15 protein-coding genes are annotated in these 21,716 nt (G+C 64.5%); 5 read left to right on the top strand and 10 right to left on the bottom strand.

The genetic code is table 11. The features are described 5' to 3' along the window. The first annotated feature begins 83 nt into the window (after window positions 1-83). The 5 genes from BHD06_RS10020 to BHD06_RS10000 all read left to right on the top strand — a co-directional run bounded on the left by BHD06_RS10020 (window position 84) and on the right by BHD06_RS10000 (window position 12,133). Window positions 84-1,193: an efflux RND transporter periplasmic adaptor subunit gene (locus BHD06_RS10020; RefSeq protein ID WP_080456852.1), complete on the top strand. Its 1,110-nt coding sequence runs from the start codon at window positions 84-86 to the stop codon at window positions 1,191-1,193. Continuing rightward, entirely contained in the window at window positions 1,190-4,285 is a 3,096-nt protein-coding gene (locus BHD06_RS10015; protein ID WP_080456851.1) for an efflux RND transporter permease subunit, read from the top strand. The genes BHD06_RS10020 and BHD06_RS10015 overlap by 4 nt, the downstream gene beginning before the upstream one ends. A gap of 107 nt (window positions 4,286-4,392) precedes the next feature. Beyond that, a complete protein-coding gene (locus tag BHD06_RS10010; RefSeq protein WP_080456885.1) occupies window positions 4,393-6,201 on the top strand; it encodes an autotransporter assembly complex family protein in 1,809 nt (602 codons plus the stop codon). Then, window positions 6,201-10,445: a translocation/assembly module TamB domain-containing protein gene (locus BHD06_RS10005; protein ID WP_080456850.1), complete on the top strand. Its 4,245-nt coding sequence runs from the start codon at window positions 6,201-6,203 to the stop codon at window positions 10,443-10,445. The genes BHD06_RS10010 and BHD06_RS10005 overlap by 1 nt, the downstream gene beginning before the upstream one ends. A gap of 98 nt (window positions 10,446-10,543) precedes the next feature. Continuing rightward, the gene (locus BHD06_RS10000; protein ID WP_080456849.1) at window positions 10,544-12,133 is read left to right on the top strand and encodes an FMN-binding glutamate synthase family protein; all 1,590 of its coding nucleotides are present in this window, start codon (window positions 10,544-10,546) and stop codon (window positions 12,131-12,133) included. 4 nt (window positions 12,134-12,137) lie between these two features. Here the strand turns inward: BHD06_RS10000 and phoB are convergent, their stop codons facing one another. The 10 genes from phoB to BHD06_RS09950 all read right to left on the bottom strand — a co-directional run bounded on the left by phoB (window position 12,138) and on the right by BHD06_RS09950 (window position 21,515). Beyond that, window positions 12,138-12,827 carry a phosphate regulon transcriptional regulator PhoB gene (phoB, locus tag BHD06_RS09995; protein ID WP_080456848.1) on the bottom strand — a complete coding sequence of 230 codons (690 nt, stop codon included), beginning with the start codon at window positions 12,825-12,827 and terminating at the stop codon, window positions 12,138-12,140. Window positions 12,828-12,844: 17 nt separating this feature from the next. Next, the gene (phoU, locus tag BHD06_RS09990; RefSeq protein WP_080456847.1) at window positions 12,845-13,573 is read right to left on the bottom strand and encodes a phosphate signaling complex protein PhoU; all 729 of its coding nucleotides are present in this window, start codon (window positions 13,571-13,573) and stop codon (window positions 12,845-12,847) included. Between the two features lie 22 nt (window positions 13,574-13,595). Then, window positions 13,596-14,396 carry a phosphate ABC transporter ATP-binding protein PstB gene (pstB, locus tag BHD06_RS09985; RefSeq protein WP_080456846.1) on the bottom strand — a complete coding sequence of 267 codons (801 nt, stop codon included), beginning with the start codon at window positions 14,394-14,396 and terminating at the stop codon, window positions 13,596-13,598. Between the two features lie 15 nt (window positions 14,397-14,411). Next, window positions 14,412-15,695, bottom strand: coding sequence for a phosphate ABC transporter permease PstA (pstA, locus tag BHD06_RS09980; RefSeq protein ID WP_080456845.1), 1,284 nt, complete (start codon window positions 15,693-15,695; stop codon window positions 14,412-14,414). Window positions 15,696-15,707: 12 nt separating this feature from the next. Further along, complete coding sequence (gene pstC, locus BHD06_RS09975) at window positions 15,708-17,081, bottom strand: phosphate ABC transporter permease subunit PstC (RefSeq protein ID WP_080456844.1); 1,374 nt, start codon at window positions 17,079-17,081, stop codon at window positions 15,708-15,710. A 69-nt stretch (window positions 17,082-17,150) separates the two neighbouring features. After that, window positions 17,151-18,185: a substrate-binding domain-containing protein gene (locus tag BHD06_RS09970; RefSeq protein ID WP_080456843.1), complete on the bottom strand. Its 1,035-nt coding sequence runs from the start codon at window positions 18,183-18,185 to the stop codon at window positions 17,151-17,153. A 149-nt stretch (window positions 18,186-18,334) separates the two neighbouring features. After that, window positions 18,335-19,372 (bottom strand): ATP-binding protein, encoded by a 1,038-nt coding sequence (locus tag BHD06_RS09965; RefSeq protein WP_080456842.1) that lies wholly within the window; start codon window positions 19,370-19,372, stop codon window positions 18,335-18,337. Between the two features lie 6 nt (window positions 19,373-19,378). Beyond that, window positions 19,379-19,900 carry a gamma carbonic anhydrase family protein gene (locus tag BHD06_RS09960; RefSeq protein ID WP_080456841.1) on the bottom strand — a complete coding sequence of 174 codons (522 nt, stop codon included), beginning with the start codon at window positions 19,898-19,900 and terminating at the stop codon, window positions 19,379-19,381. Then, window positions 19,897-20,538, bottom strand: a complete 642-nt coding sequence (gene gmk / locus BHD06_RS09955) for a guanylate kinase (protein ID WP_080456840.1) — start codon at window positions 20,536-20,538, stop codon at window positions 19,897-19,899. Before gmk ends, BHD06_RS09960 begins: the two co-directional genes overlap by 4 nt. Window positions 20,539-20,594: 56 nt before the next feature. After that, window positions 20,595-21,515 (bottom strand): YicC/YloC family endoribonuclease, encoded by a 921-nt coding sequence (locus tag BHD06_RS09950; RefSeq protein ID WP_307718126.1) that lies wholly within the window; start codon window positions 21,513-21,515, stop codon window positions 20,595-20,597. Window positions 21,516-21,716 lie beyond the last annotated feature (201 nt).

Raw genomic sequence — 21,716 nt, 5'->3', positions numbered from 1 at the left:
TGCTTACTATAGGTTCCTTATCGGTTAGGGTCGCGGACGAGGTCTCGTCAGTCGTCCAGCCGCCCAAGGAGAGGCACGCGTATATGTCCATTCTCAAACAGCTTCTGCTGCTCTGCGTTCTCGTGGGGCTGTCCTACGGGGGCTACGAGTATTACCGGACCCAATATGCTGGCGCCCCCGAGGAGCAATCCGGGCCCGAGGGTGCCCGCCCGGTCACCGTAGAGCTGACGCACGCCGAGATCCGGACCCTGCGCCGCACCGTCGAGGCCGTCGGCACCACCCGCGCGGTTCGCTCTATCGACATCGTCCCCGAGGTCGATGGCCGTCTCGTCGAGCTGACCATCTCGCCCGGCACGCAGGTCTCCGAGGGTGACGTGCTTGCCCGGCTCGAAGATACCATCGAGCGCGCCGACCTTTCGGAGGCCGAGGCGGTGTTGACCGAACAACGCCAAGCCGTGCAGCGCGCGCGTCAATTGCGCGAGACCAATGCCGTCTCCCTCGCCACCCTGGAAGAGGCCATCGCCCGCCTTGCCGAGGCAGAGGCCGATGTCGACCGCGCCCGCCGCAGGCTGGAGGATCGCCGCATTACCGCGCCGTTCGGCGGCGTTGTGGGGCTGACCAATTACGACTCCGGTGCGCGCGTGGAAGAGGGAGAGATATTGACCCGCCTTGACGATCTGAGCGAGGTCGAGGTCGAATTCTCGCTGCCCGAAACAGTATTTGCCCAGGTCAATCGAGGCCAGCAGGTGATTGCCCGAAGCGCCGCCTTTCCCGACCGCGAGTTCATCGGCACCATCGACGTCGTGGACAGCCGCATCGACCCGGTCAGCCGTGCCTTCCGCACGCGGGCCGTTGTGCCCAACCCCGACAGCACCCTGCCTGCGGGCATGTTCCTGTCTCTCACCCTCGTTCTGTCGCAGGACGACCGCGTCACCGTCCCCGAAGAGGCGATCATCTTCCAGGCCGCCGAAACCTATGTCTTTGTCGCGCGGGACAACGTCGCGCAACGCCGCGTGGTCAGGACCGGGCAGCGGCAGGACGGGCGCATCGCGATCCTCTCGGGCCTCGACGAGGGCGAGGCCGTAGTGGTGCGCGGCTTGCAGCGGGTGCGCGACGGCAGTCCGCTCAACATTCTTCAAACCGACGATGCCGCCACCGCCTCCGCTGAGGCAGAGCCGGAGCAACCCACATGACACTGTCTGACATTTCGGTGCGCCGTCCCGTCCTCGCGGCGGTGATGAGCCTGCTGATCGTGATCTTCGGCCTTGCTGCCCTGCTCGGCCTGCCGGTGCGCGAATTGCCGGACGTGGACAACGCCGTCGTCACCGTCACCACCACCTATCGCGGCGCCGCGCCGGAGGTGATCGACACCGATCTGACCGAGACCATCGAGGGCGCCATAGCCACCATCTCGGGCATCCGCACGATCAGTTCAGAGAGCCGTCAGGGCCGCAGCCGCGTGACCATCGAGTTTGACAGCGGCGTCGATATCGACGTGGCCGCCAATGATGTGCGCGACGCCGTGGGCCGGGTGCGCGGCGAGTTGCCGGAAGAGGCGGACGAACCCGAGGTTGTCAAATCCGATGCCGATGCCGACCCGGTGATGCGCATCGCCGTCACCTCGGACCGGATGACCACCGCCGAGATCACCGATTACGTCGACCGGCTGATCGTCGACCGCATCGCCACGCTCGACGGGGTGGCCAATGTCAATTTGGTGGGCGAACGGCCCTTCGCGGTACGGATCTGGCTTGATCGGCGTGCTTTGGCGGCGCGCAACCTGACCGTTGCGGATGTCGAGGCGGCGCTTCGGCGCAACAATATCGAGCTGCCCGCGGGCGAAGTGGAATCCTTCAACCGGCAACTCTCCGTGCGCCTCAACAGCCGGCTCGACAGCATCGAGGATTTCCGCGCCATCGTGCTCGACCGGGTGGCGGGCTACCCGGTGCGCTTGGGCGATGTCGCGCGGGTGGAACCGGGCGTGGCCGACGACACTACCGTGGTGCGCACCAACGGCACCGACGCCGTGGGCCTGTGGATCCTGCGCCAGAGCCAGTCCAACACGCTCGAAATCTCCAAGGCGGTCCGCGCCGAGATGAAGGCGATGGAGCGCAGCCTGCCCGCAGGCATGAAGATCATCGTCGGTTCGGATGACGCGCTCTTTGTCGGGGCCTCGATTCGCGAGGTGGTGACGGCGCTCTTCATCTCGTTGGCGCTGGTGGTGGCTGTGATCTTGCTGTTTCTGAAGAGCATCCGCGCCACGCTTATTCCCGCCATCACCATTCCGGTCGCGCTGGTCGGCAGTTTTCTTCTGATCGGTCTCTGGGGGTTTTCGCTTAACACGCTGACGCTTCTGGCGCTGCTTCTGTCGATCGGCCTCGTGGTCGATGACGCCATCGTCGTTCTGGAGAACATCCAGCGCCGCATCGAGGAGGGCGAAAGCCCGCTGGTCGCGAGCCTCAAGGGCGCGCGACAGGTGACTTTCGCGGTGATCGCCACCTCGCTCACGCTGATAGCCGTCTTCGTGCCGCTGTCGTTCATGCCCGGGCAGGTCGGGCGTCTGTTCGTGGAATTCGGCTGGGTCATGGCGGGCACGGTCGCGATCTCGACCTTCGTGGCGCTGACAGCATGCCCGGCGCTGGCCTCCAAGGTGCTGCGCGCGCCCAAGGCCCGCAAGGATGGTCGCGCACATGGTGCCCCATTCATCCAGCGTGCCTATCGCGTGCTTCTGACCCGCGCCATCGGCATGCCGCTGGTGGTGCTGCCGGTGACGCTTGTTATCACGGCCGGCGCCGCGCTTTTCTACGACGGCCTGCCGCGCGAACTCGCCCCGCGCGAGGATCGCGGCGTCGGTTTCGTGCCGCTCACCGCGCCGCAAGGCTCGACCGTGCCGCATTCCGACATGGCCGCGCGTCAGGTCGAAGAACTGCTCGTGCCCTACGTCGAAAGCGGCGAGATCGAGACCGTTTTCACCTTCACCGGCTGGGGCGGGCGCGCGTGGCGCTCCTTCGTGGTATTCCGCCTCGCGCCCTGGGAAGAGCGAGACCGCCCCGTCTCGGCACTGGTCGGCGATCTCGCGCCGCAAATGGGTCAGGTAACCATCGCGCGCGGCTTTCCGGTAACTCCGGCCGGGCTTGGGTTGCGGGGCAGCTCGACCCCGGTACGGGTGGTGATCGGCGGCCCCGATTTCGAGAGCGTCGAGGGCTGGGCGACCGAGTTTCTCAAACGCGCCGAACAGGTCGATGGGCTGGTCAATCCCGAGATCAACTTCGAGGAAAATCTGCCTCAGCTCGATATCGAGATCGACCGCGAACGCGCCGACGATCTGGGCATTTCCGCCGAGGTGATCGCCACCACGCTGCAAACCATGCTGGCCTCGCGCGAGGTGACGACCTTTGTCAGCCGGGGCCGCGAATATCCTGTTCTGGTGCAGGCCGAGGACGAGGACCGGCGCACGCCCACCGATATTGAAAACATCTTCATCCGCGCCTCCGACGGCGAGACGCTGGTGTCCTTGGGCGCACTGGTGACGCTCAAGGAGAACGCGGCCGCCCCATCGCTGCGCCGCTTCGACCGACTGCCCTCAATCCAGCTTTCGGGCGCGCTTGCCCCCGACGCCGAACTGGGCGACGTGCTGGCGAAGCTGGAAACCATCGCCGCCGAAATCCTGCCCGCCGAGGCCAAGCTGGGCTATGACGGGCAGTCGCGCACGTACAAGGACACCTCGGGCGGGCTCGGCGTGGTGTTCATGTTGGCACTCGTGATCGTCTACCTCGTGCTTGCGGCCCAATTCGAGAGCTTCCTGCACCCGGTGGTGATCATGCTTACCGTGCCCACCGGCGTGGCGGGTGCTATCTATGCCATGGTCGTGGGCGGGCTGTCGCTCAACGTCTACAGTCAGATTGGCATCATCCTGCTGATCGGGCTGATATCAAAGAACGGGATCCTGATCGTCGAATTCGCCAATCAGTTGCGCGACGAGGGGCGCGATGTGCGCGATGCGGTGGTCGAGGCCTCGGTGCTGCGCCTGCGTCCGATCATGATGACCGCGATCTCCACGTTGCTTGGGGCGCTGCCGCTTGTGCTGGCCACCGGCGCGGGTGCGGAAAGCCGGATCGCCGTGGGCACCGTGATCGTCGCCGGGCTCAGCCTCGCGACGCTGCTGATGCTGTTCGTGACCCCGATCCTCTATGACCTTCTCGCCCGTTTCACTCGGCCCAGGGGCGCGGTGGAAAAGGCTCTCGAAGACGAACTCGGGGCCCCTGCCCCACAACCGGCTGAGTGATTTTTCGCCAGTGTCGCAACTGGAGCGGAATTTCCCCTCGCCCCGGTCTGGTAATCACCTAGATGTGATGCGATACACGAGAAAGCGAGCCGGGGGGTGTGTCACGCGTGATCGAACGGTATCTGAAGACCTGCGGCTCAGTCGCATTGGCCTGGTCGCTATCGGCTCTGCCAGTTGCGGCAACCGATGTAACGCTCACCGTACCCGGTGCTTCTGACGATTTCACCGAGCGGATGCGCACTGCTTCGCTCAGCGTGAGTACCGCCGGGCAGGAGGAAGCGACCGCGCAAGACATCCTGGCGGCGGCGCAGGCAGATTATGGACGGCTGGTCGGCGTGCTTTATGGCGAAGGCTATTACAGCCTCGACATAAACATCCGCGTCGATGGACAGGAAGCTGCAGCTATTCCGCCGCTGCGCGCACCCGAACAGATCGAGCGTATCGACATCACCATTGACCGGGGCAAGGGCTTCTTTTTTGACAGGGCGCGCGTGGCCCCGGTCCCACCCGGGACCAAACTGCCGGAAAAATTCGCCGCCGGCGAACTGGCCAGGGGCGACCGGATCGGAGAAGCCACCCGCACCGGCATCGCGGCCTGGCGCGACGCCGGCCACGCCAAGGCCGAAGTGGCCGAGCAGAACATCGTCGCCGATCATGCCAACCAGACGCTCGACGCCGACATTACTCTCGCGCCGGGGCCGCAACTGCGCTTCGGGGCCCTGCTGATCGATGAGGGCGACAGGCCAAGCCGTGTCCGCGAGGCCCGCATTCGTGAGATAGCGGGCTTGCCCACCGGCGAGACCTTTTCACCCGAGGAACAGGAGCGTGCCGCAAATCGTCTCCGGCGCGCGGGGGCCTTCCGCTCGGTGGTGATGCGCGAGGCCAAGACGCCCAACCCCGACGGCACGCTCGACATGGAAACACAGGTGGTCGATGCCAAGCGCCGCCGCATCGGCGCGGGCGCGGAACTGTCCTCGCTCGAAGGTATCACGCTCTCGGGTTTCTGGCTGCACCGCAATCTTCTGGGCGGGGCCGAGCGGCTGCGCATCGACGCGCTTGTCGGCGGTATCGGCGGTGATTCGGGCGGCATGGATTTCCGCCTTGGTGCACGGATCGACCGGCCCGCCACCTTCACTCCCGATACCGGGGCCTTCCTGCTCGCCAATATCGAAGATAATGACGAGCCGGATTACAAGGAGCGCAAGGCCGAGATCGGCGGCGGCCTCACCCATATTTTCAGCGACCAGCTGACCGGCGAGACCGGCCTCACCTACCGCTATTCCGAGATCACCGACGATCTTGGCAAACGTGAATTGCAGCACCTGCTCTTTCCGTCGCGCCTGACATGGGATCGCCGCGATGACCTGCTGAACCCGACCGAGGGGCTGTTCGTCGATCTGTCTGTCACGCCCTTCATCGGGCTCGACACCGGTGGCAGCCTCGGCAGTCGGTTCTTTGCGGATGTCCGCGATTACCTGAGCTTCGGCAGTGCGGATCGCGTCACCCTCGCCGGGCGCGCGCAATTCGGCTCGGTCGCGGGTGCCGGCATCTCCGAGGTGCCAGCCGACATGCTCTTTTATTCTGGTGGCGCGGGCACGGTGCGCGGCCAGCGCTATCAATCGCTCGGCGTCACTCTGCCCTCGGGGGCCGAAATCGGCGGGCGCTCCTTCATGGGCTTCTCTGGCGAGGTGCGCACCATGGTGGCGCGGGATATTCAGGCTGTGGCCTTCGCCGATACCGGCTTTGTCGGCGAAGACGCACTTGGCTCGGGATCCGGCGAATGGCACAGCGGTGCCGGGTTCGGCGCGCGCTATTTCACCGCCGTGGGGCCGGTGCGTGTCGATCTCGCCACGCCGCTCGATGGTGACGCGGGCACCGAATACGAACTCTATATCGGGATTGGTCAGGCATTCTGATGCGCATTCTGTTGTTCATATCGCTGGCGCTCACCCTGTTGGCTGCACCGCTCCACGCACAGGACAGCGACGACGATCGCGGTTTCCTGCAATCGCTGATCGAGGACAATCTATCAGGTGCCGGACGCGAGGTGCGGATCACCGGATTTGCCGGGGCGCTATCGTCCGAGGCCACGCTGGAGGAGCTGACCATCGCCGATGAGGAGGGCGTCTGGCTGCGACTGCAAGACGTGGCGCTGAACTGGACGCGCTCGGCGCTGCTCGCGGGTCGGGTCGAGGTCAACAGCCTGACCGCCGCCGAGATCACCCTCTCGCGCCTGCCCGAGAGCGAAGAGCCCGTCACCCCCGAGGATGCCGAGGCCACGCCCTTTACGCTCCCCAACCTGCCCGTCTCGGTCAATATCGGCGAGATTTCCGCCGAAACCCTGAACCTCGGCGCACCCATTCTGGGCGAGGAAATCCGGCTGGAGCTTTTCGGCAGCCTTTCGCTCGGAGGCGGCGAGGGCACCGCCGATATCGAGGTCAACCGGCTTGACGGACGCGGCGAAATCTCGCTCGATGCGAGCTTCGATAATGAGACCCGCGAACTGGCCCTCGACCTCACCCTTGACGAGGCCCCGGGCGGCATCGCGGCCACGCTGCTGAACCTGCCTGACAGCCCGGCCATCGCCCTCACCCTTCAAGGCGAGGCACCGCTTGATGACTACGCCGCCGACCTTCGGCTCGCCACCGACGGCACCGACCGGTTGACGGGGCGCGTCACGCTGCAAGGAAGCGAGGCCGGCACCCGTTTCGAGGCCGGGCTCGACGGCGATCTGACCCCGCTGATGGCCGAGGAGTACCGCGCCTTCTTCGGCGGGCAGAGCGCACTCAGCCTGAACGGCACACGCGCCCCCGACGGCGCGCTCGAGATCGAGCAGCTCAACCTTTCGGCGGCGCAACTGGCACTGGACGGCACGCTGGCGCTCGATGCTGCCGGTTGGCCCACGCGCTTTGACCTCAATGGTAATATCGGTGATGGCACGACACCCGTCCGCCTGCCCGTCGCAGGCCCGCCTGTCACGCTGGAAAAGGCCACGATCAGCGCCCGCTACGACGCGGCCCAAGGCGACCGCTGGCGCGCGACCGTGCAACTGACCGACCTCACTCAACCTGATCTCCGGCTCGACAGCGCCACACTCTTGGGACGCGGCGCGCTGCGGCGCACCGCCCCGCGCGGGGTGACGGCACTTGCGGAATTCGACGTTGCGGGCCTCGATCTGGTCGACCCCGCACTGGCAGAGGCGGCCGGTGATACCCTTTCGGGCCATCTCAGCCTTGACTGGACCGAGGGCAAACCGCTGCTGCTGCGCGCCCTGCGCGTGGCCTCCGGCGCCGCAACCCTGGCCGCCAATGGCCGGATCGAGGCGCTCTCCGATGGCTTTCCGGTCTCCGGCACTGCCCAGATCGACGCCCCAAACCTGGCACGTTTCGCCGTCCTCTCGGGACAGGAACTGGCGGGGGCGGCCAATGCCACGCTCTCAGGCTCGGGCAGCCTGCTGGGCGGCGATTTCGACCTCACGCTCGACGCCACCACCGATGGACTCTCGCTCGGCATTCCGCAAGCCGATCCGCTGATCGCGCCCGAAACCACCCTCACGGTCAAGGCCCGGCGTGACACCACCGGCACCGCGCTCGACCGCTTGGAGCTGGCGAACCGCCACCTGCGCGCGCGCACCTCGGGGCGTCTCGACAGCACATCTGGCACGCTCGACGTGGCCGCAAACCTGTCCGATCTCAGCCTGTCGGACCGCCGCCTCGACGGTCCCGCCGAAACGCGTGCGCAGGTAACATGGTCGGCGGGCGGCGATGTCACGCTCTCTGATCTCTTGGTCGAGGCCATGGGCGCCCGCATCTCGGGCACCGCCACCCTCTCGCCCGAGGCCGAGGGCCTGCCGGTCTCGGGCCAGATCGAGGCCGAGGTCGCCGATCTCGCGCGCTTCGCGGCGATCACCGGCCAGCCGCTCGAGGGCCGTATCGACGCCACGCTCGGCGGCGGTGGCGTGATCGAGACGCAGCAGCTCGACATCACGCTGGAGGCCGCGACCTCGGGCCTGGGCACCGGGATCGCGCAGCTTGACGGGCTTATTGGCAGCGACGGCACGCTGCTCATCGAGGCAGCGCATGAGGCTGGTGAAGTCACCCTGCGCGACCTGCGCCTCGCCTATGACGCAGCGCGCATCGACGCCTCGGGCTCGGCCATCATCGCCGAGCAAAGCGGTCTGCTTGTGTTTGACGCCAGCCTCTCCGATCTGGCGCTGATCGACGACCGCCTGAGCGGCCCGGCCGAAGCGCGCGGCATGATCGCCCGCGACGCCGACGGGGCGATTACCGCCACCGGCCTTGCCGCAGAACTGATGGGCACCACGCTCGACGCCACAGGCACCGTGCAGCCCGACCCCGAGGCCTTTGCCGCCACAGGCACCGTCGAGGCGAACATTTCGGACCTTTCGCGCTTTGCCGCTCTCGCCGGACAACCGCTGCGCGGCAGCCTCGACCTTACGGCAGAGGGTGAGACCAGTAATGGCGGCAACTCACTCTCGCTCAAAACCATGCTGGAGGGCCGCGATCTCGCCACCGGCATCGCCCAGCTTGACCAGCTCATCGCGGGGCGGCTGTCGCTCAACGCCCGGGCAGGTCGCACGCCGGATCGAATTGAAATTCGCAACATCGCGCTGGAAACACCCCAACTCAGCCTCACCGCAGAGGGCGATGGCACGGGCGGCCCGATCGAGATCGACGCGCGGCTCGCCAATCTCGGCCTCTTTGCGCCCGAATTTTCGGGCCCGCTTTCGGCCACCGGCAGCGTCACTCTGCAGGGCCCGGAGGCGCGCCGCGTCAACCTCGATCTTAACGCCACCGGGCCGGGCGGCACCACCGCCGCCGTCTCGGGCGATGTGATCGACCATGGCGCGCGCCTTGATCTCAACGCCTCGGGTGCCCTGCCCCTCGCGCTTGTCAACAGCTTCATCCAGCCCAATGCGATCAACGGCACGGCGCGCTACGACCTACGAGTCAACGGCGCGCCCGCGCTGGCCTCGGTCACGGGGACCGTGACCACCGAAGGCACGCGCGTGGCGCTTCCCGAAACCGGGCTTGCCATCGACAACCTCAGCGGCACTGCCACGCTCGGGCAATCGCGCGTGCAGACCGATTTTACCGCCCGCATGCGCGACGGCGGTCAGGTCACGGTTTCGGGACCGATCTCTCTCACCCCCGGCTACGATGGCGACCTCAACGTGGACCTTGCGGGCCTCGTGCTGACCGATCAGTTGATCTACACCACCACCGCCAATGGCGACGTGACGGTGAACGGCCCGCTCACGGGCGGCGCGCGCATCGGCGGCGCTATTACGCTGGAAGAGACCAATATTCGCATCCCGTCCGGGCTTGGCCCCGCCTCGGTCTCGCTGCCCGACCTGCAACACGTGAACGAGTCCGCAGCCTCGCGCGCCACGCGCCGTCGCGCGGGGCTCGTGCAGACCGAGCAAAGCGGTGCCGCATCGCGGCCCTTCGCGCTCGATCTCGCCATCAACGCGCCGAACCGCATCTTCGTGCGCGGGCGCGGGCTTGATGCCGAGCTTGGCGGGCGCCTGCGCATCCGTGGCACCACCGCCGACGTTGCCCCCGACGGGTTTTTTGAACTGATCCGGGGCCGCATGGATATCCTTGGCAAACGCCTCATCCTTACCGAGGGTCGTGTGACCATGCAGGGATCGCTCGATCCCTACCTGCGCTTCGTCGCCGAGACCGAGGTTGAGGACACCGTGCTTCAGATCATCATCGAAGGGCTCGCGAGCGCGCCCGAGATCACCTTCGCCTCCAACCCCGATCTGCCGCAGGAAGAGGTCGTCTCGCGGCTCATTTTCGGGCGCGGGCTCGACAGTATTTCGCCCTTTCAGGCCGCACAGATGGCCTCGGCCGTGGCCACGCTCACGGGCAGCGGCGAAAACGACGTGGTGGGCCGGTTGCGCGGCGCGGTAGGGCTTGCGGATCTCGACGTGTCTCAGTCCGAAGACGGCGCAACGCAGGTCAGCGCGGGCGCCTATATCTCCGACAACATTTACACCGAGGTGACCGCCGACAGCGCTGGCAAGCAGCGCATCAACCTCAACCTCGACGTCTCGAAATCGGTCACGCTCAAGGGCGGGGCCTCGAATGACGGCGACAGCGGTGTCGGTGTGTTCTTCGAACGGGACTACTGATCCTGCCCCCTGCCCATAAATTGGGCGCAAAAAGACTCGCTTTGTCATGTCGCCATCTGCCACAGTGACCCGGTGCGACATGGTTCAGGGAGGGTCTCTTGCGTTATATTCCGCTGCTCATCAGTTTGTTGCTCGTGCCTGCGGGTCTTGTCCTTGCGCTGTGGCTGCCGTTCTGGGGCGGTGTCCTCGCCGCTCTGGCCGGGATTATTGCGGGCGTCGGCCTCTATGACATTTCCCAGAGCAAGCGCGCGGTGCTCAAGAACTATCCGATTTCCGCCCGGCTGCGCTTTCTCTTCGAGCATTTCCGCCCCGAGATCCGCCAATATTTCCTCGAGAGCGACCACGAGGAAACCCCTTATTCCCGCGAACAGCGCGCGCTGGTCTATCGCCGCGCCAAAGGCATCGAGGGGCTGCGCCCCTTCGGTACGCTGCGCAATGTGAACGCTGTAGGGCATGAGTGGATCAACCATTCCATGGCCCCCACCCATCTCGACAGCCACGATTTCCGGCTGCGCATCGGCGGCCCGGACTGCACCCAACCCTATGACAGCTCACCGCTCAATATCTCTGGCATGTCCTACGGGGCACTCTCGCCCAATGCGATCGAGGCGCTCAATTGGGGGGCAAAGCTCGGCGGTTTCGCCCATACCACCGGCGAGGGATCGATCTCGCGCTTTCACCGCAAGCATGGCGGCGACCTGATCTGGCAGGTCGGCTCGGGCTATTTCGGATGCCGCACTCCCGAGGGCGCGTTCAATTCCGAGATGTTTTCCGAGACCGCCGCCGACGATCAGGTCAAGATGATCGAGATAAAGCTGAGCCAGGGGGCCAAGCCCGGTCATGGCGGCATTCTGCCCGGTGCCAAGGTGACCGAGGCCATCGCCGAGGCGCGCGGCGTGCGTGTGGGCGAGGATTGCATCAGCCCGCCGGGTCATTCCGAGTTTTCCACCCCTGAGGGGCTGTGTGCCTTCATCGCCCGGCTGCGGTCGCTTTCGGGGGGCAAACCGGTGGGCATCAAGCTCTGCGTCGGCCACCCGTGGGAGTTCTTTGCCATGGCCAAGGCGTTTCACGAGACCGGCATCACCCCCGATTTCATCACCATAGACGGAGCCGAGGGCGGCACCGGCGCGGCACCGGCAGAATTCGCCGATCACAAGGGCGCGCCGATCCGCGAGGGGTTGATGCTGGTGCATAACACGCTGGTGGGCATGGGGCTGCGAGATCGCATCCGGCTCATCGTCTCGGGCAAGCTGATCAGCGCATTCGATCTGTGCCGCATGTTCGCGCTTGGCGCGGATGGCTGCAACATCGCGCGCGGCTTCATGTTCGCGGTGGGCTGCATTCAGGCGCAGGTCTGTCATTCCGGCAAATGCCCGACCGGGGTGACCACTCAGGACCCGGGCCGCTACCGAGCGCTGGTAGTGGCGGACAAGTATCAGCGCGTCGCCAATTTTCACCGCAACACGATGATGGCCCTCAAGGAGGCGGTGGAATCCTCCGGTCTGCAAACCCCGCAGAACTTCACCCCGCACCACCTGATGATCCGCGTCAACAGCCGCGAGGTGCGCTCTGCCGCGAGTCAGTATCTGTGGCTGGAAGAGGGAGAGTTGCTCTCGGGCACGGTCGATCACCCGGCCTTTGCCAAATACTGGGACCGTGCGCGCGCCGATACCTTCGACTTCGCCTGAGCCCTCAGCCGAGCGCGTAGCCCGCCCCGCGCACCGTGCGCAGCGGGTCATCGCCGCCATGCTGGCAGAGCACCTTGCGCAACCGCCCGATATGCACGTCCACGGTGCGCGTATCGACATAGATGTCGCGGCCCCAGACCCGGTCGAGCAGTTGCTCGCGCGACCAGACGCGCCCGGGCTTTTCCATGAAGGTCGACAACAGCCGAAATTCGGTCGGGCCCAGCTTCAAAGGCTTGTCGCAGCGCGTCACGCGATGCGTCTCGGAATCGAGAACGATATCGGCATATTCCAGCCGCTCGCCCACCGTGGCGGGCCGCGTGCGGCGCAGTTGCGCGCGCACCCGCGCCATCAGTTCGACCAATGAATAGGGCTTGATCACGTAGTCATCGGCCCCGGTTTCCAACCCGCGCACGCGGTCCACCTCTTCGGAGCGCGCCGAGAGCATGATGATGGGAATCGCGCGCGTCTCGGAGCGGGTCTTGAGCTGGCGGCACACCTCGATGCCCGAGACATTGGGCATCATCCAGTCGAGCACGATGATATCGGGCGGCATTTCCGACACCATCAGAAGCGCCTCTTCGCCATTACTGGCCGTCATCACGCGGAACCCGTCGGCCTCAAGGTTATAGCCCAGAACCTCGCGCTGCGCGGGCTCATCCTCGACCAGCAGCACGGTGGGTTGATCGGCGGACATCGGCGGTCTCTCCTGTCTCAGACGTTGATATCGGGCGCGATACTGGGATCGACCGAGGTTGTGTCCCCCTTGGGGCGCGGTTCCTCGGGCATTTCGCCCGACACCAGATAGATCACTTGCTCGGCGATCGAGGTCACAAGATCGCCCATCCGCTCGGTGTTCTTGGCGATGAAATGCAGATGCATGCAGGGCGTGATGTTGCGCGGGTCCTCCATCATGAAGGTCAGGAATTCGCGGAAGATCGCGTTATACATCTGATCGATGTCCTGATCGCGGTGCATCACCTCGAGCGCCAGATCGGCATCGCGCTGGATATAGGCGTCGAGCACGTCCTTGAGCATTTCCTCGACCTCACGCGCCATCCGGCGCAGCGCGGCCGGAGAGCCGTTGACCGCGGCCATGCTCGACAGGACCGAGGTGCGCTTGGCCATGTTCTTGGCATAGTCGCCGATCCGCTCAAGGCTTGCGGAGACCTTGATCACCGTCAGCACGAGACGCAGGTCGCGTGCGGCCGGCGCGCGCAGTGCGATCACGCGGGCGGCCTCTTCGTTGATCTGCTCCTCGAGCGCGTCGATGGCCTTGTCGCGGCCGCGCACTTCCTCGGCCAGTTCCTCGTCGCGGGTTTCTAGCGAGCGGGCGGCGTCGGCGATGGCGCGCTCGACCATGCCGCCCATCTTCATGATCTGTGCCTGAATGGTTTCGAGATCGCGGTCGAAGGACGAGACGATATGCTGCTGGTCTGACATTGGAATGATCCTGATCCTGGCTTCAGCCGATGCGCCCGGTGATGTAGCTTTCAGTGCGCTCATCTTCGGGGTTGGTGAAAATGGTGCCGGTGTCACCGTATTCGACAAGGTTGCCGAGGTGGAAAAACGCGGTTTTCTGGCTGACGCGCGCGGCCTGCTGCATGGAGTGGGTGACGATCACCACGGAATAGTCCTGCCGCAATTCGTCGATCAGTTCCTCGACCTGCGCGGTGGCGATCGGGTCGAGCGCCGAGCACGGCTCGTCCATCAGCAGGACCTCGGGCGCGGTTGCCACGGCGCGAGCGATGCACAGGCGCTGTTGCTGGCCACCCGAGAGGCCGGTGCCGGGCTGGTCAAGCCGGTCCTTGGCCTCATTCCACAGCGCGGCGCGGCGCAGCGACTTCTCGACGATCTCGTCAAGATCGGCCTTGGTCCGCGCGAGCCCGTGAATGCGGGGGCCGTAAGCCACGTTGTCATAGATCGACTTGGGGAACGGGTTGGGCTTCTGGAACACCATGCCCACCTTGGCGCGCAACTGCACCGGATCGACCCGTTTGTCATAAATATCCTGACCGTCGAGCAGGATATCGCCCTCGACCCGGCAGATGTCGATCGTGTCGTTCATCCGGTTGATACAGCGCAGAAAGGTCGACTTGCCACAGCCCGACGGGCCGATAAAGGCCGTCACCGTGTTGTCGAGGATATCCACATCCACATCCTTGATGGCGTGGTTGTCGTCGTAATAGACCTGCACCTTGCGCGCGGCGATCTTGATATTGTCCTGGGTCACTTTGCTCTCCGCAAGATTGGGGGCGTCATACATCGTCTCAATCCTCTCCTACCATTTCCGCTCGAACTTGCTGCGCAGATAGATGGCGATGGCGTTCATGGCGATCAGGAAGGTCAGCAGCACCAGAATAGCGGCCGAGGTGCGGCTGACAAACCCGCGTTCGGGGCTGTCGGCCCAAATGAAGATCTGAGTGGGCAGCGCCGTGGCGCTGTCGAGCGGCGAGTCGGGTGCCGAGGTGATGAACGCGTTCATCCCGATCAGCAAAAGCGGCGCGGTCTCGCCCAAGGCCTGCGCAAGGCCGATGATCGTGCCGGTCAGGATGCCGGGCATCGCGAGCGGCAGGACATGTCCAAACACCACCTGATGCTTGGACGCGCCCACCCCGAGTGCGGCCTCGCGGATTGAGGGCGGTACCGCCTTCAATGCCGCACGCGTCGCGATGATGATCGTCGGCATGGTCATCAGCGCCAGCGTCATGCCACCCACCAGCGGGGCCGAGCGCGGCATGCCGAACCAGCCAATGAAGACCGCCAGCGCCAGCAGGCCGAAGACGACAGACGGCACGGCGGCAAGGTTGTTGATATTCACCTCGATCAAGTCGCTCCACTTGTTCTTGGGTGCGAACTCCTCGAGGTAGATCGCAGCCCCGATGCCGAGCGGGAACGAGATCAGGAAACATACCAGCAATGCCCAGAAACTACCAACTAACGCCCCCTTGAGACCGGCAAGCTCGGGAAAGCGCGAGTCGGCATTGGTCAGAAGCGCCCAGTTGATCGGCTGGGTGATGGCTCCCGCCTCATCCAGCGTGTCGAACCATCCGATCTGGATATCGGATAGCTTGCGCTGGTTTGCCGGGCTGTCGCGGTCGACCATGCCCTTGGCAAGCTGATCATAGTCATCCGATACCGGGACGTTGACGGTCACGGTTTCACCGATCAGACTTGGATCCGCCTGCACCCGGTCGCGCAGCTTAAACTGCGCGCCGTTCGAGAGGATAGACTCGAGTTTCCGTAGATTCGCGCGGCCCTCCACGTCCGGAAAATATACTTTCAGGCTGTCGAGCAGCACATCGTCAAAATTGCCACGCTGGAGATTGTCGGCAGAGATTTGTTCAGGATCAATGAACACCTCAAGCTGAATATGCGTCTGGTAGAACGCTTTGTAACCCGTACTCACCAGAGAGGAGATCAGGATAAAAAGCATCAGCGCAGCAAAGCTGATCGCGGCGATCCCCAGACCTTGCAGCACCTTCTGGTGGCGGTTGCGCTTCTTCATCAGCGCACTGCCGGACGAGGCAATGGAGGACGGCGGGGTTGCGGAATGATCGGTCATGTCCTTGGGTCCTCAGTCATAGGCTTCGCGGTACTTGCGGACAATGCGCAACGCGAAAATGTTGATCACCAGCGTGACGATGAAGAGCATCATGCCAAGCGCGAAGGCGGCGAGCGTCTTTGGGTTGTCGAAGGACGTGTCCCCGATCAGCAGCGTCACGATCTGCACCGTAACGGTGGTCACGCTATCGAGCGGGTTGATTGTCATCCTGGCGATCAGGCCGGCAGCCATCACCACGATCATCGTCTCGCCGATGGCGCGGCTCACGGCGAGCAGCACGCCCCCGACGATCCCCGGGATCGCAGCAGGAAAGAGGACATTCGTCATCATCTCGGCCCGCGTGGCCCCAAGCCCGAGTGCACCGTCGCGCAGCGATTGCGGCACCGCTGAGAGCGCGTCATCGGCAAAGGACGAAATGAAGGGAATGAGCATGATGCCCATCACGCTGCCTGCCGCAAGGGCGGTGTTGGGCGAGACATCCAGCCCGATGCCCTGGCCGAAACTGCGGATCGCGGGCGCCACTACAAGAATGGCGAAGAACCCGTAAACCACCGTCGGCACGCCCGCGAGAATTTCGAGGAAGGGTTTCGCGATGGAGCGAACGCGCCTGGGCGCGAATTCATTGAGATATATTGCCGACATCAGGCCGATTGGCACGGCAAGCAGCAAGGCAACCACCGTGATGACAAGCGTTCCCAACATGACCGGCAACCAGCCAAATGCACCTTCCGCCGCAACCTGATCCTCGCGCAGCGGGATCTGCGGCTCCCAGTTGGTGCCGAACAGGAACTCGGCGACCGAGACCTTTTCGAAGAACCGGAAGGTTTCGAACATGAGAGATGCAATGATCCCGATAGTGACGAAGACCGCGACCACGGAACAGAAGATCATCAGCCCCGATACGATCCGCTCGACGCCGTGACGCGCGCGGAATTCGGCGGCCACCTTGCGGCGCGAAAAGAAAAGCAAGGCCAGCGACATTGCCAGCACCGCCACCAGCAAGAGCTGCCCACTGCGCACGTTCAGCGTGTTATACCGCTCCGCCGCATCCAGCTTCCATTGCTCGGGCGTGCCAAAGATCGAACCACCAGCGATTGACTTGATCTCGGCGACGATCAACTGCGTCTCACCTGTGCTCAGCCCGTCCAGCCTATCCGAAAGCCCGGATTTCAGGACTAGGTCGATCACCGGACCCTCGAGAACAAGCCATAGCAAAATCAGCACGACAACCGGCACGAAGATCATCAGGAGAGAATAAAACCCGTGAAAGCCAGTGAGCGAGTGGAGGCGTGCGCCGCCGTTCCTGATCGCAGACGCCGCTTGGCGGTTCCAGACATAGCCCACGATTGAAAGAACGAGGAGGCAGAGAAAAGCTGCGGTGGTCATGTCGCCCTCAATTCAGGTAAAAGCAACCGCCCGGCTACGAAAGCCGGGCGGCCATGTTGTCAGAGCCGATCAGGACGACTTCGGAGCCATGTTGACGGCTTCGACAGCCTCTTTCTGCTCTTCGGCGCGCTTCTCGTCACCCAGCGGAACCATGCCGCGCTCGGACAGGTAGCCGCCCGGGCCCATTGCGTCTTCGGTGGTGTACTCCTCGATGAACTCCTGCAGGTTCGGGATCACACCGCGATGCGCGTTCTTGACGTAGAAGAACAGCGGGCGCGAGATGCCGTATTCGCCGCTTTCGATGGTGTCGAAGCTGGGCGTGACGCCACCGATAGCAACAGCCTTGAGCGTATCCTGGTTCTCGTAGAGGAACGAGTAGCCGAAGATACCGACCGCGTTGGCATCAGCCTGAAGGCGCTGAACGATCAGGTTATCGTTTTCGCCGGCTTCCACAAAGGGGCCGTCCTGACGCAGACGTGCGCAGTTCTCTTCCGCCCAGTCCTCGCCCTTGTCGGCGATCATCGGGAGTTCCATGCAGCCTTCAACGATGGCAAGTTCAACGAACGCGTCGCGGGTGCCCGAGGTGGGCGGGGGGCCGTAGGCGAGGATTTCTTCGTCCGGCAGGCTGGAATCGACATCCGACCACTTCATGTAGGGGTTGGCGACCATTTCTCCGTCAATCGGAACTTCTGCGGCCAGGCCGAGATAGACCTGCGTTTTGGTCATGTCCCAGTCATGCTCGCTGTCGCGGGACACGGCGATGGACAGACCGTCCGAGCCGATCTGCACTTCGGTGATGTCGGTCACGCCGTTCTCTTTGCAGAGTTCGTATTCAGACGCCTTCATGGCACGCGATGCGCCGGTCAGATCGGCATGCGCCTCACCGATACCACCACAGAAAATCTTCATACCGCCGCCGGTGCCGGTCGATTCGACGATGGGCGATGGTGCGCCGGTCACGTTGGCAAAGTTTTCAGCCGCTGCTTGGCTGTAAGGAAACACGGTGGACGAACCGACAACGCGGATTTCGTCACGTGCCTGCGCCACGCCTGCGGAAAGTGCGGCCAGTGCGGCTGCGGAAACGGTCGTTTTGAGAAGAGACATGGATTGCTCCCTGAGTTCGGTTTCACAGGGTCACCCGGCAAGGCGACCTTGGAGGCGGTGCTAAGCCCTTTCAGCGACGCTTTTGTTACACTTATGTAACCGTATTATGACAGTCGCCGATTTGCCGGAAATCGTTTGAAAAAAGAGGCTCAGACGGTCCAGCGCGGCAGGATCACGGTGAATTCGCTGCCCTCTCCGGGCGTCGAGGAGATTCGCAGCCGCCCGCGGTGGCGGTTGACGATATGCTTGACGATCGCCAGGCCCAGCCCGGTGCCCCCCATTTCGCGCGAACGGTGCGTATCGACCCGGTAAAAGCGTTCGGTCAGGCGCGGGATATGCAACGGGTCGATGCCCGGCCCGGTATCACTCACCCGCGCCACGATGGCGGGCATGCGCAACGTGGCGTCCTTTGGGTGCCGGTCGAGCGTGATGGTGATCCGGTTCTCGGCCCCGCCATATTTGATCGCGTTCTCGATCAGGTTCGTAAAAACCTGTTGCAACTGATCGGCATTGCCGGACACTTGCATACCCTCGCTGCCCTCGAAGATCAGTTCCGTGCCGCGCTCGCGCGCCAGCGGGCGCAGCATGTAGACGACCGAGCCGATCACCTCCGAAAGATCCACCGCCTCGCGCGGGCGCACCCGTTCCTCGCCCTCGACACGGCTGAGCGACAGCAGATCGCGCACCAGCCGCTCCATGCGCGCGGCCTCATTCTGCATGATGCCGAGAAACCGGTCGATGGCGGTTTCGTCGCGGCGTGCAGGGCCCTGCAGCGTCTCAATGAACCCCATCAGCGCGGTAAGCGGCGTGCGCAACTCGTGGCTGACATTGGCGACGAAATCGCGGCGCATCTGTGCGGCCTGCTCACGCTCGGTCATGTCCTCGAACGACACCAGCACGCCGCGCGTGCTGTCGGTCTCGACATAGGCGACATGCACCTCGAAGCTGCTGTCGCGCCCGGCCTCGGACATCTGGTAGCTCGTCTTGCGCCGGGCGCAGTCGCGCAGCGTGCCCTCGATCGCCTCCAGTACGTCGGGTTGGCGCAGGGCGGTCAGGAAATGTCGCCCGACAATGCCCTGCCCCATCATCTCGCGCGCCGCGTCGTTGGCCGCCGCGATGCGCTCGTCCGGGCCAATCAGCAACGCCGCCAGCGGCATCCCCGCCAGAACCGAGGCCAGACCCTGCATGACGGCTCAGACCGCGCGCAGCCCGGTGCGATACCGGCGCATGTTGTCCTGATAATGCTGTGCGGCGGCGTGCAGCCCCTCGATGCCTGCGGCATCAAGACTGCGCACCACCCGGCCCGGCGCGCCCATCACCAGGCTGCCCTCGGGGATCTCCTTGCCCTCGGTAATGAGCGCCCCCGCCCCGATCAGGCAATTGCGCCCGATCCGCGCCCCGTTGAGCACGGTGGCCCCCATGCCGATCAGCACATTCTCCTCCAGCGTGCAGCCATGCAGCATGACCTTGTGCCCGATGGTGCAGCCCGGCCCGATCACCAGCGGATAGCCCATATCGGTGTGCAGCACGCAGTTTTCCTGCAAATTGCTGCCTGCGCCCACGCGGATTTCCTCATTGTCACCACGCAGCGTGCAGCCGAACCAGACCGAGGCGCGATCCTCGATCACCACCTTGCCGATCAGATTGGCATCGGGCGCGATCCATGTGTCATCGGCGATCTGCGGGCTGTGGCCGTCAAGCGTGTAGATGGTCATTGCGTCTCCTCGAACTCGGCTTGCAGGTGGCGGACATGATCGGTCAGCCAGGGTTGCTGGCCACGGCGCAGGCGTGTGGCCTCGATGATGGTCCTCAGGCGCGCCTCGGTGGCGTCGAGATCGTCATTCACCAGCACGAAATCATACCCGTCCCAATGGCTGATCTCGTCCCAGCTCTTTTGCATGCGGCGCGCAATCACGTCAGGGCTGTCCTGCCCTCTCTCCTCCAACCGCCGGTGCAATTCGCGGATCGAGGGCGGTAGCAGAAAGATTGACAGCGTATGCCCGCCGAGGGCGGAATTTCGGATCTGCTGCGCGCCCTGCCAGTCGATGTCAAAGAGAACATCGCGCCCGGCGTTGATCGCGGCCTCGACCGGGGCCTTGGGCGAGCCGTAGAAATTGCCGAACACATGCGCATGCTCCAGCATCCCGCCGCCCGCCACCTCGCGCTTGAACCGGTCTTCGCTCAGGAAATGATAATCCTGCCCATCGACCTCGCCCGCACGCGGTGTGCGAGTGGTGGCCGAAACCGAAAAGGAAATCGTCGGATCCCAATCCCGCAATCGCCGCGACAGCGTCGACTTGCCGGCACCCGAAGGCGAGGACAGGATGATAAGGAGACCCCTGCGATCACTCATGCCACTGCCTTTCACTGTTCTTCAAATACTCATTTGCAACCGCGCCGCAAAGCCCATCACTCGACATTCTGCACCTGTTCGCGCATCCTCTCGATCACCGTCTTGAGCGTGAGGCCAATCTCGGTCAGCCCGGCATGCTGCGCCTTGGAGCACAGTGTGTTGGCCTCGCGGTTGAATTCCTGGGCAAGGAAGTCGAGCTTGCGCCCGACCGGAGAGCCCTGCGCAAGAAGCGCGCGGGCGGCGGTGACATGGGCGCGCAGCCGGTCTATTTCCTCGGTCACATCGAGCTTGATCGCCAGCAGCGCCAGTTCCTGCGCGATCCGCGCGGGATCCGCATCCCCCGCCGCGTCGATAACCCGCGCGAGCGCCGCGCGATGCTGACGCGCGATATCCTCCTGTCTCACGTCCAGCAGATTGGCGGCGGCATCGGTCAGCCGCGAAATCTCATCAAGATGACCGCCGAGCACGTCCCCGAGCACCGCACCCTCGCTGGCGCGCATGGCAATGAAACCCTCCAGAACCGGTTCGAAATCGGCGAGGATCGCACGGCCAAGCGCGGCCGTATCGGGATCGGGCAAGGCTACATCCAGAACCCCTCGCAGCGCCAGAACATCGGCGGCATTGGCGGGCGCCAACGTGAGGCCCCGCGCCATGGCGCGGGCCTCGACTTCGGTCAAGGCATCAAGAACCGCGTCGAGTGCGTCCGATTGAAGCCCGACCGAACTCGTCTCCGATGCGTTCTGCACACGCAGCGTCACCGTCACATTTCCCCGCCCGAGCGCCTCGCTCAGCCGCGCGCGCAGCCCCGCCTCCAGCCCCTCGATCCAGTCCGGGACCCGCAGGCGCAGGTCGAGCCCCTTGCCGTTGACGCCGCGCAGATCCCAACTCCAGCCACGCGCGGCGTGGCCGCCCTGACGGGTGGCAAAGGCGGTCATCGAATTGATCATCGGCATCGGGCCTCGCGAAAACTTGTGCACAGACCCTCCTAGAACGCCCGCGCCGGGCTGGCAAGCCACGGCACCGCGCGTGGGCCGCGCGGAGGCGGTTAACCAACTGCCGAAAATTTTAGACAGTTGCGTAACAATTTGTGGCAATCTCAACGCAGCGAACGGCACCACAGGCCGGATTTAACGGGGCTCCGCGAGGCTGCTGACAGGCCGGACAGCACCGGTGCGGGG

Origin of the sequence: Roseovarius sp. A-2, from assembly GCF_002072155.1 — a bacterium.
Lineage (GTDB): Bacteria > Pseudomonadota > Alphaproteobacteria > Rhodobacterales > Rhodobacteraceae > Roseovarius.
The sequence above is the reverse complement of the archived record's forward strand: the minus strand, read 5'-3'. Positions and strand labels throughout refer to the sequence as shown.

What these genes read in the sequence shown, in the direction of transcription:
- BHD06_RS10015 (WP_080456851.1), top strand. Translation starts at nt 1,190, where the DNA reads ATGACACTGTCTGACATTTCGGTGCGCCGTCCCGTCCTCGCGGCGGTG.
- phoU (WP_080456847.1), bottom strand. Translation starts at nt 13,573, where the DNA reads ATGTCAGACCAGCAGCATATCGTCTCGTCCTTCGACCGCGATCTCGAA.
- pstC (WP_080456844.1), bottom strand. Translation starts at nt 17,081, where the DNA reads ATGACCACCGCAGCTTTTCTCTGCCTCCTCGTTCTTTCAATCGTGGGC.
- pstA (WP_080456845.1), bottom strand. Translation starts at nt 15,695, where the DNA reads ATGACCGATCATTCCGCAACCCCGCCGTCCTCCATTGCCTCGTCCGGC.
- BHD06_RS09960 (WP_080456841.1), bottom strand. Translation starts at nt 19,900, where the DNA reads ATGACCATCTACACGCTTGACGGCCACAGCCCGCAGATCGCCGATGAC.
- BHD06_RS10020 (WP_080456852.1), top strand. Translation starts at nt 84, where the DNA reads ATGTCCATTCTCAAACAGCTTCTGCTGCTCTGCGTTCTCGTGGGGCTG.
- BHD06_RS09970 (WP_080456843.1), bottom strand. Translation starts at nt 18,185, where the DNA reads ATGTCTCTTCTCAAAACGACCGTTTCCGCAGCCGCACTGGCCGCACTT.
- pstB (WP_080456846.1), bottom strand. Translation starts at nt 14,396, where the DNA reads ATGTATGACGCCCCCAATCTTGCGGAGAGCAAAGTGACCCAGGACAAT.
- BHD06_RS09965 (WP_080456842.1), bottom strand. Translation starts at nt 19,372, where the DNA reads ATGCAGGGTCTGGCCTCGGTTCTGGCGGGGATGCCGCTGGCGGCGTTG.
- gmk (WP_080456840.1), bottom strand. Translation starts at nt 20,538, where the DNA reads ATGAGTGATCGCAGGGGTCTCCTTATCATCCTGTCCTCGCCTTCGGGT.
- BHD06_RS10005 (WP_080456850.1), top strand. Translation starts at nt 6,201, where the DNA reads ATGCGCATTCTGTTGTTCATATCGCTGGCGCTCACCCTGTTGGCTGCA.
- phoB (WP_080456848.1), bottom strand. Translation starts at nt 12,827, where the DNA reads ATGTCCGCCGATCAACCCACCGTGCTGCTGGTCGAGGATGAGCCCGCG.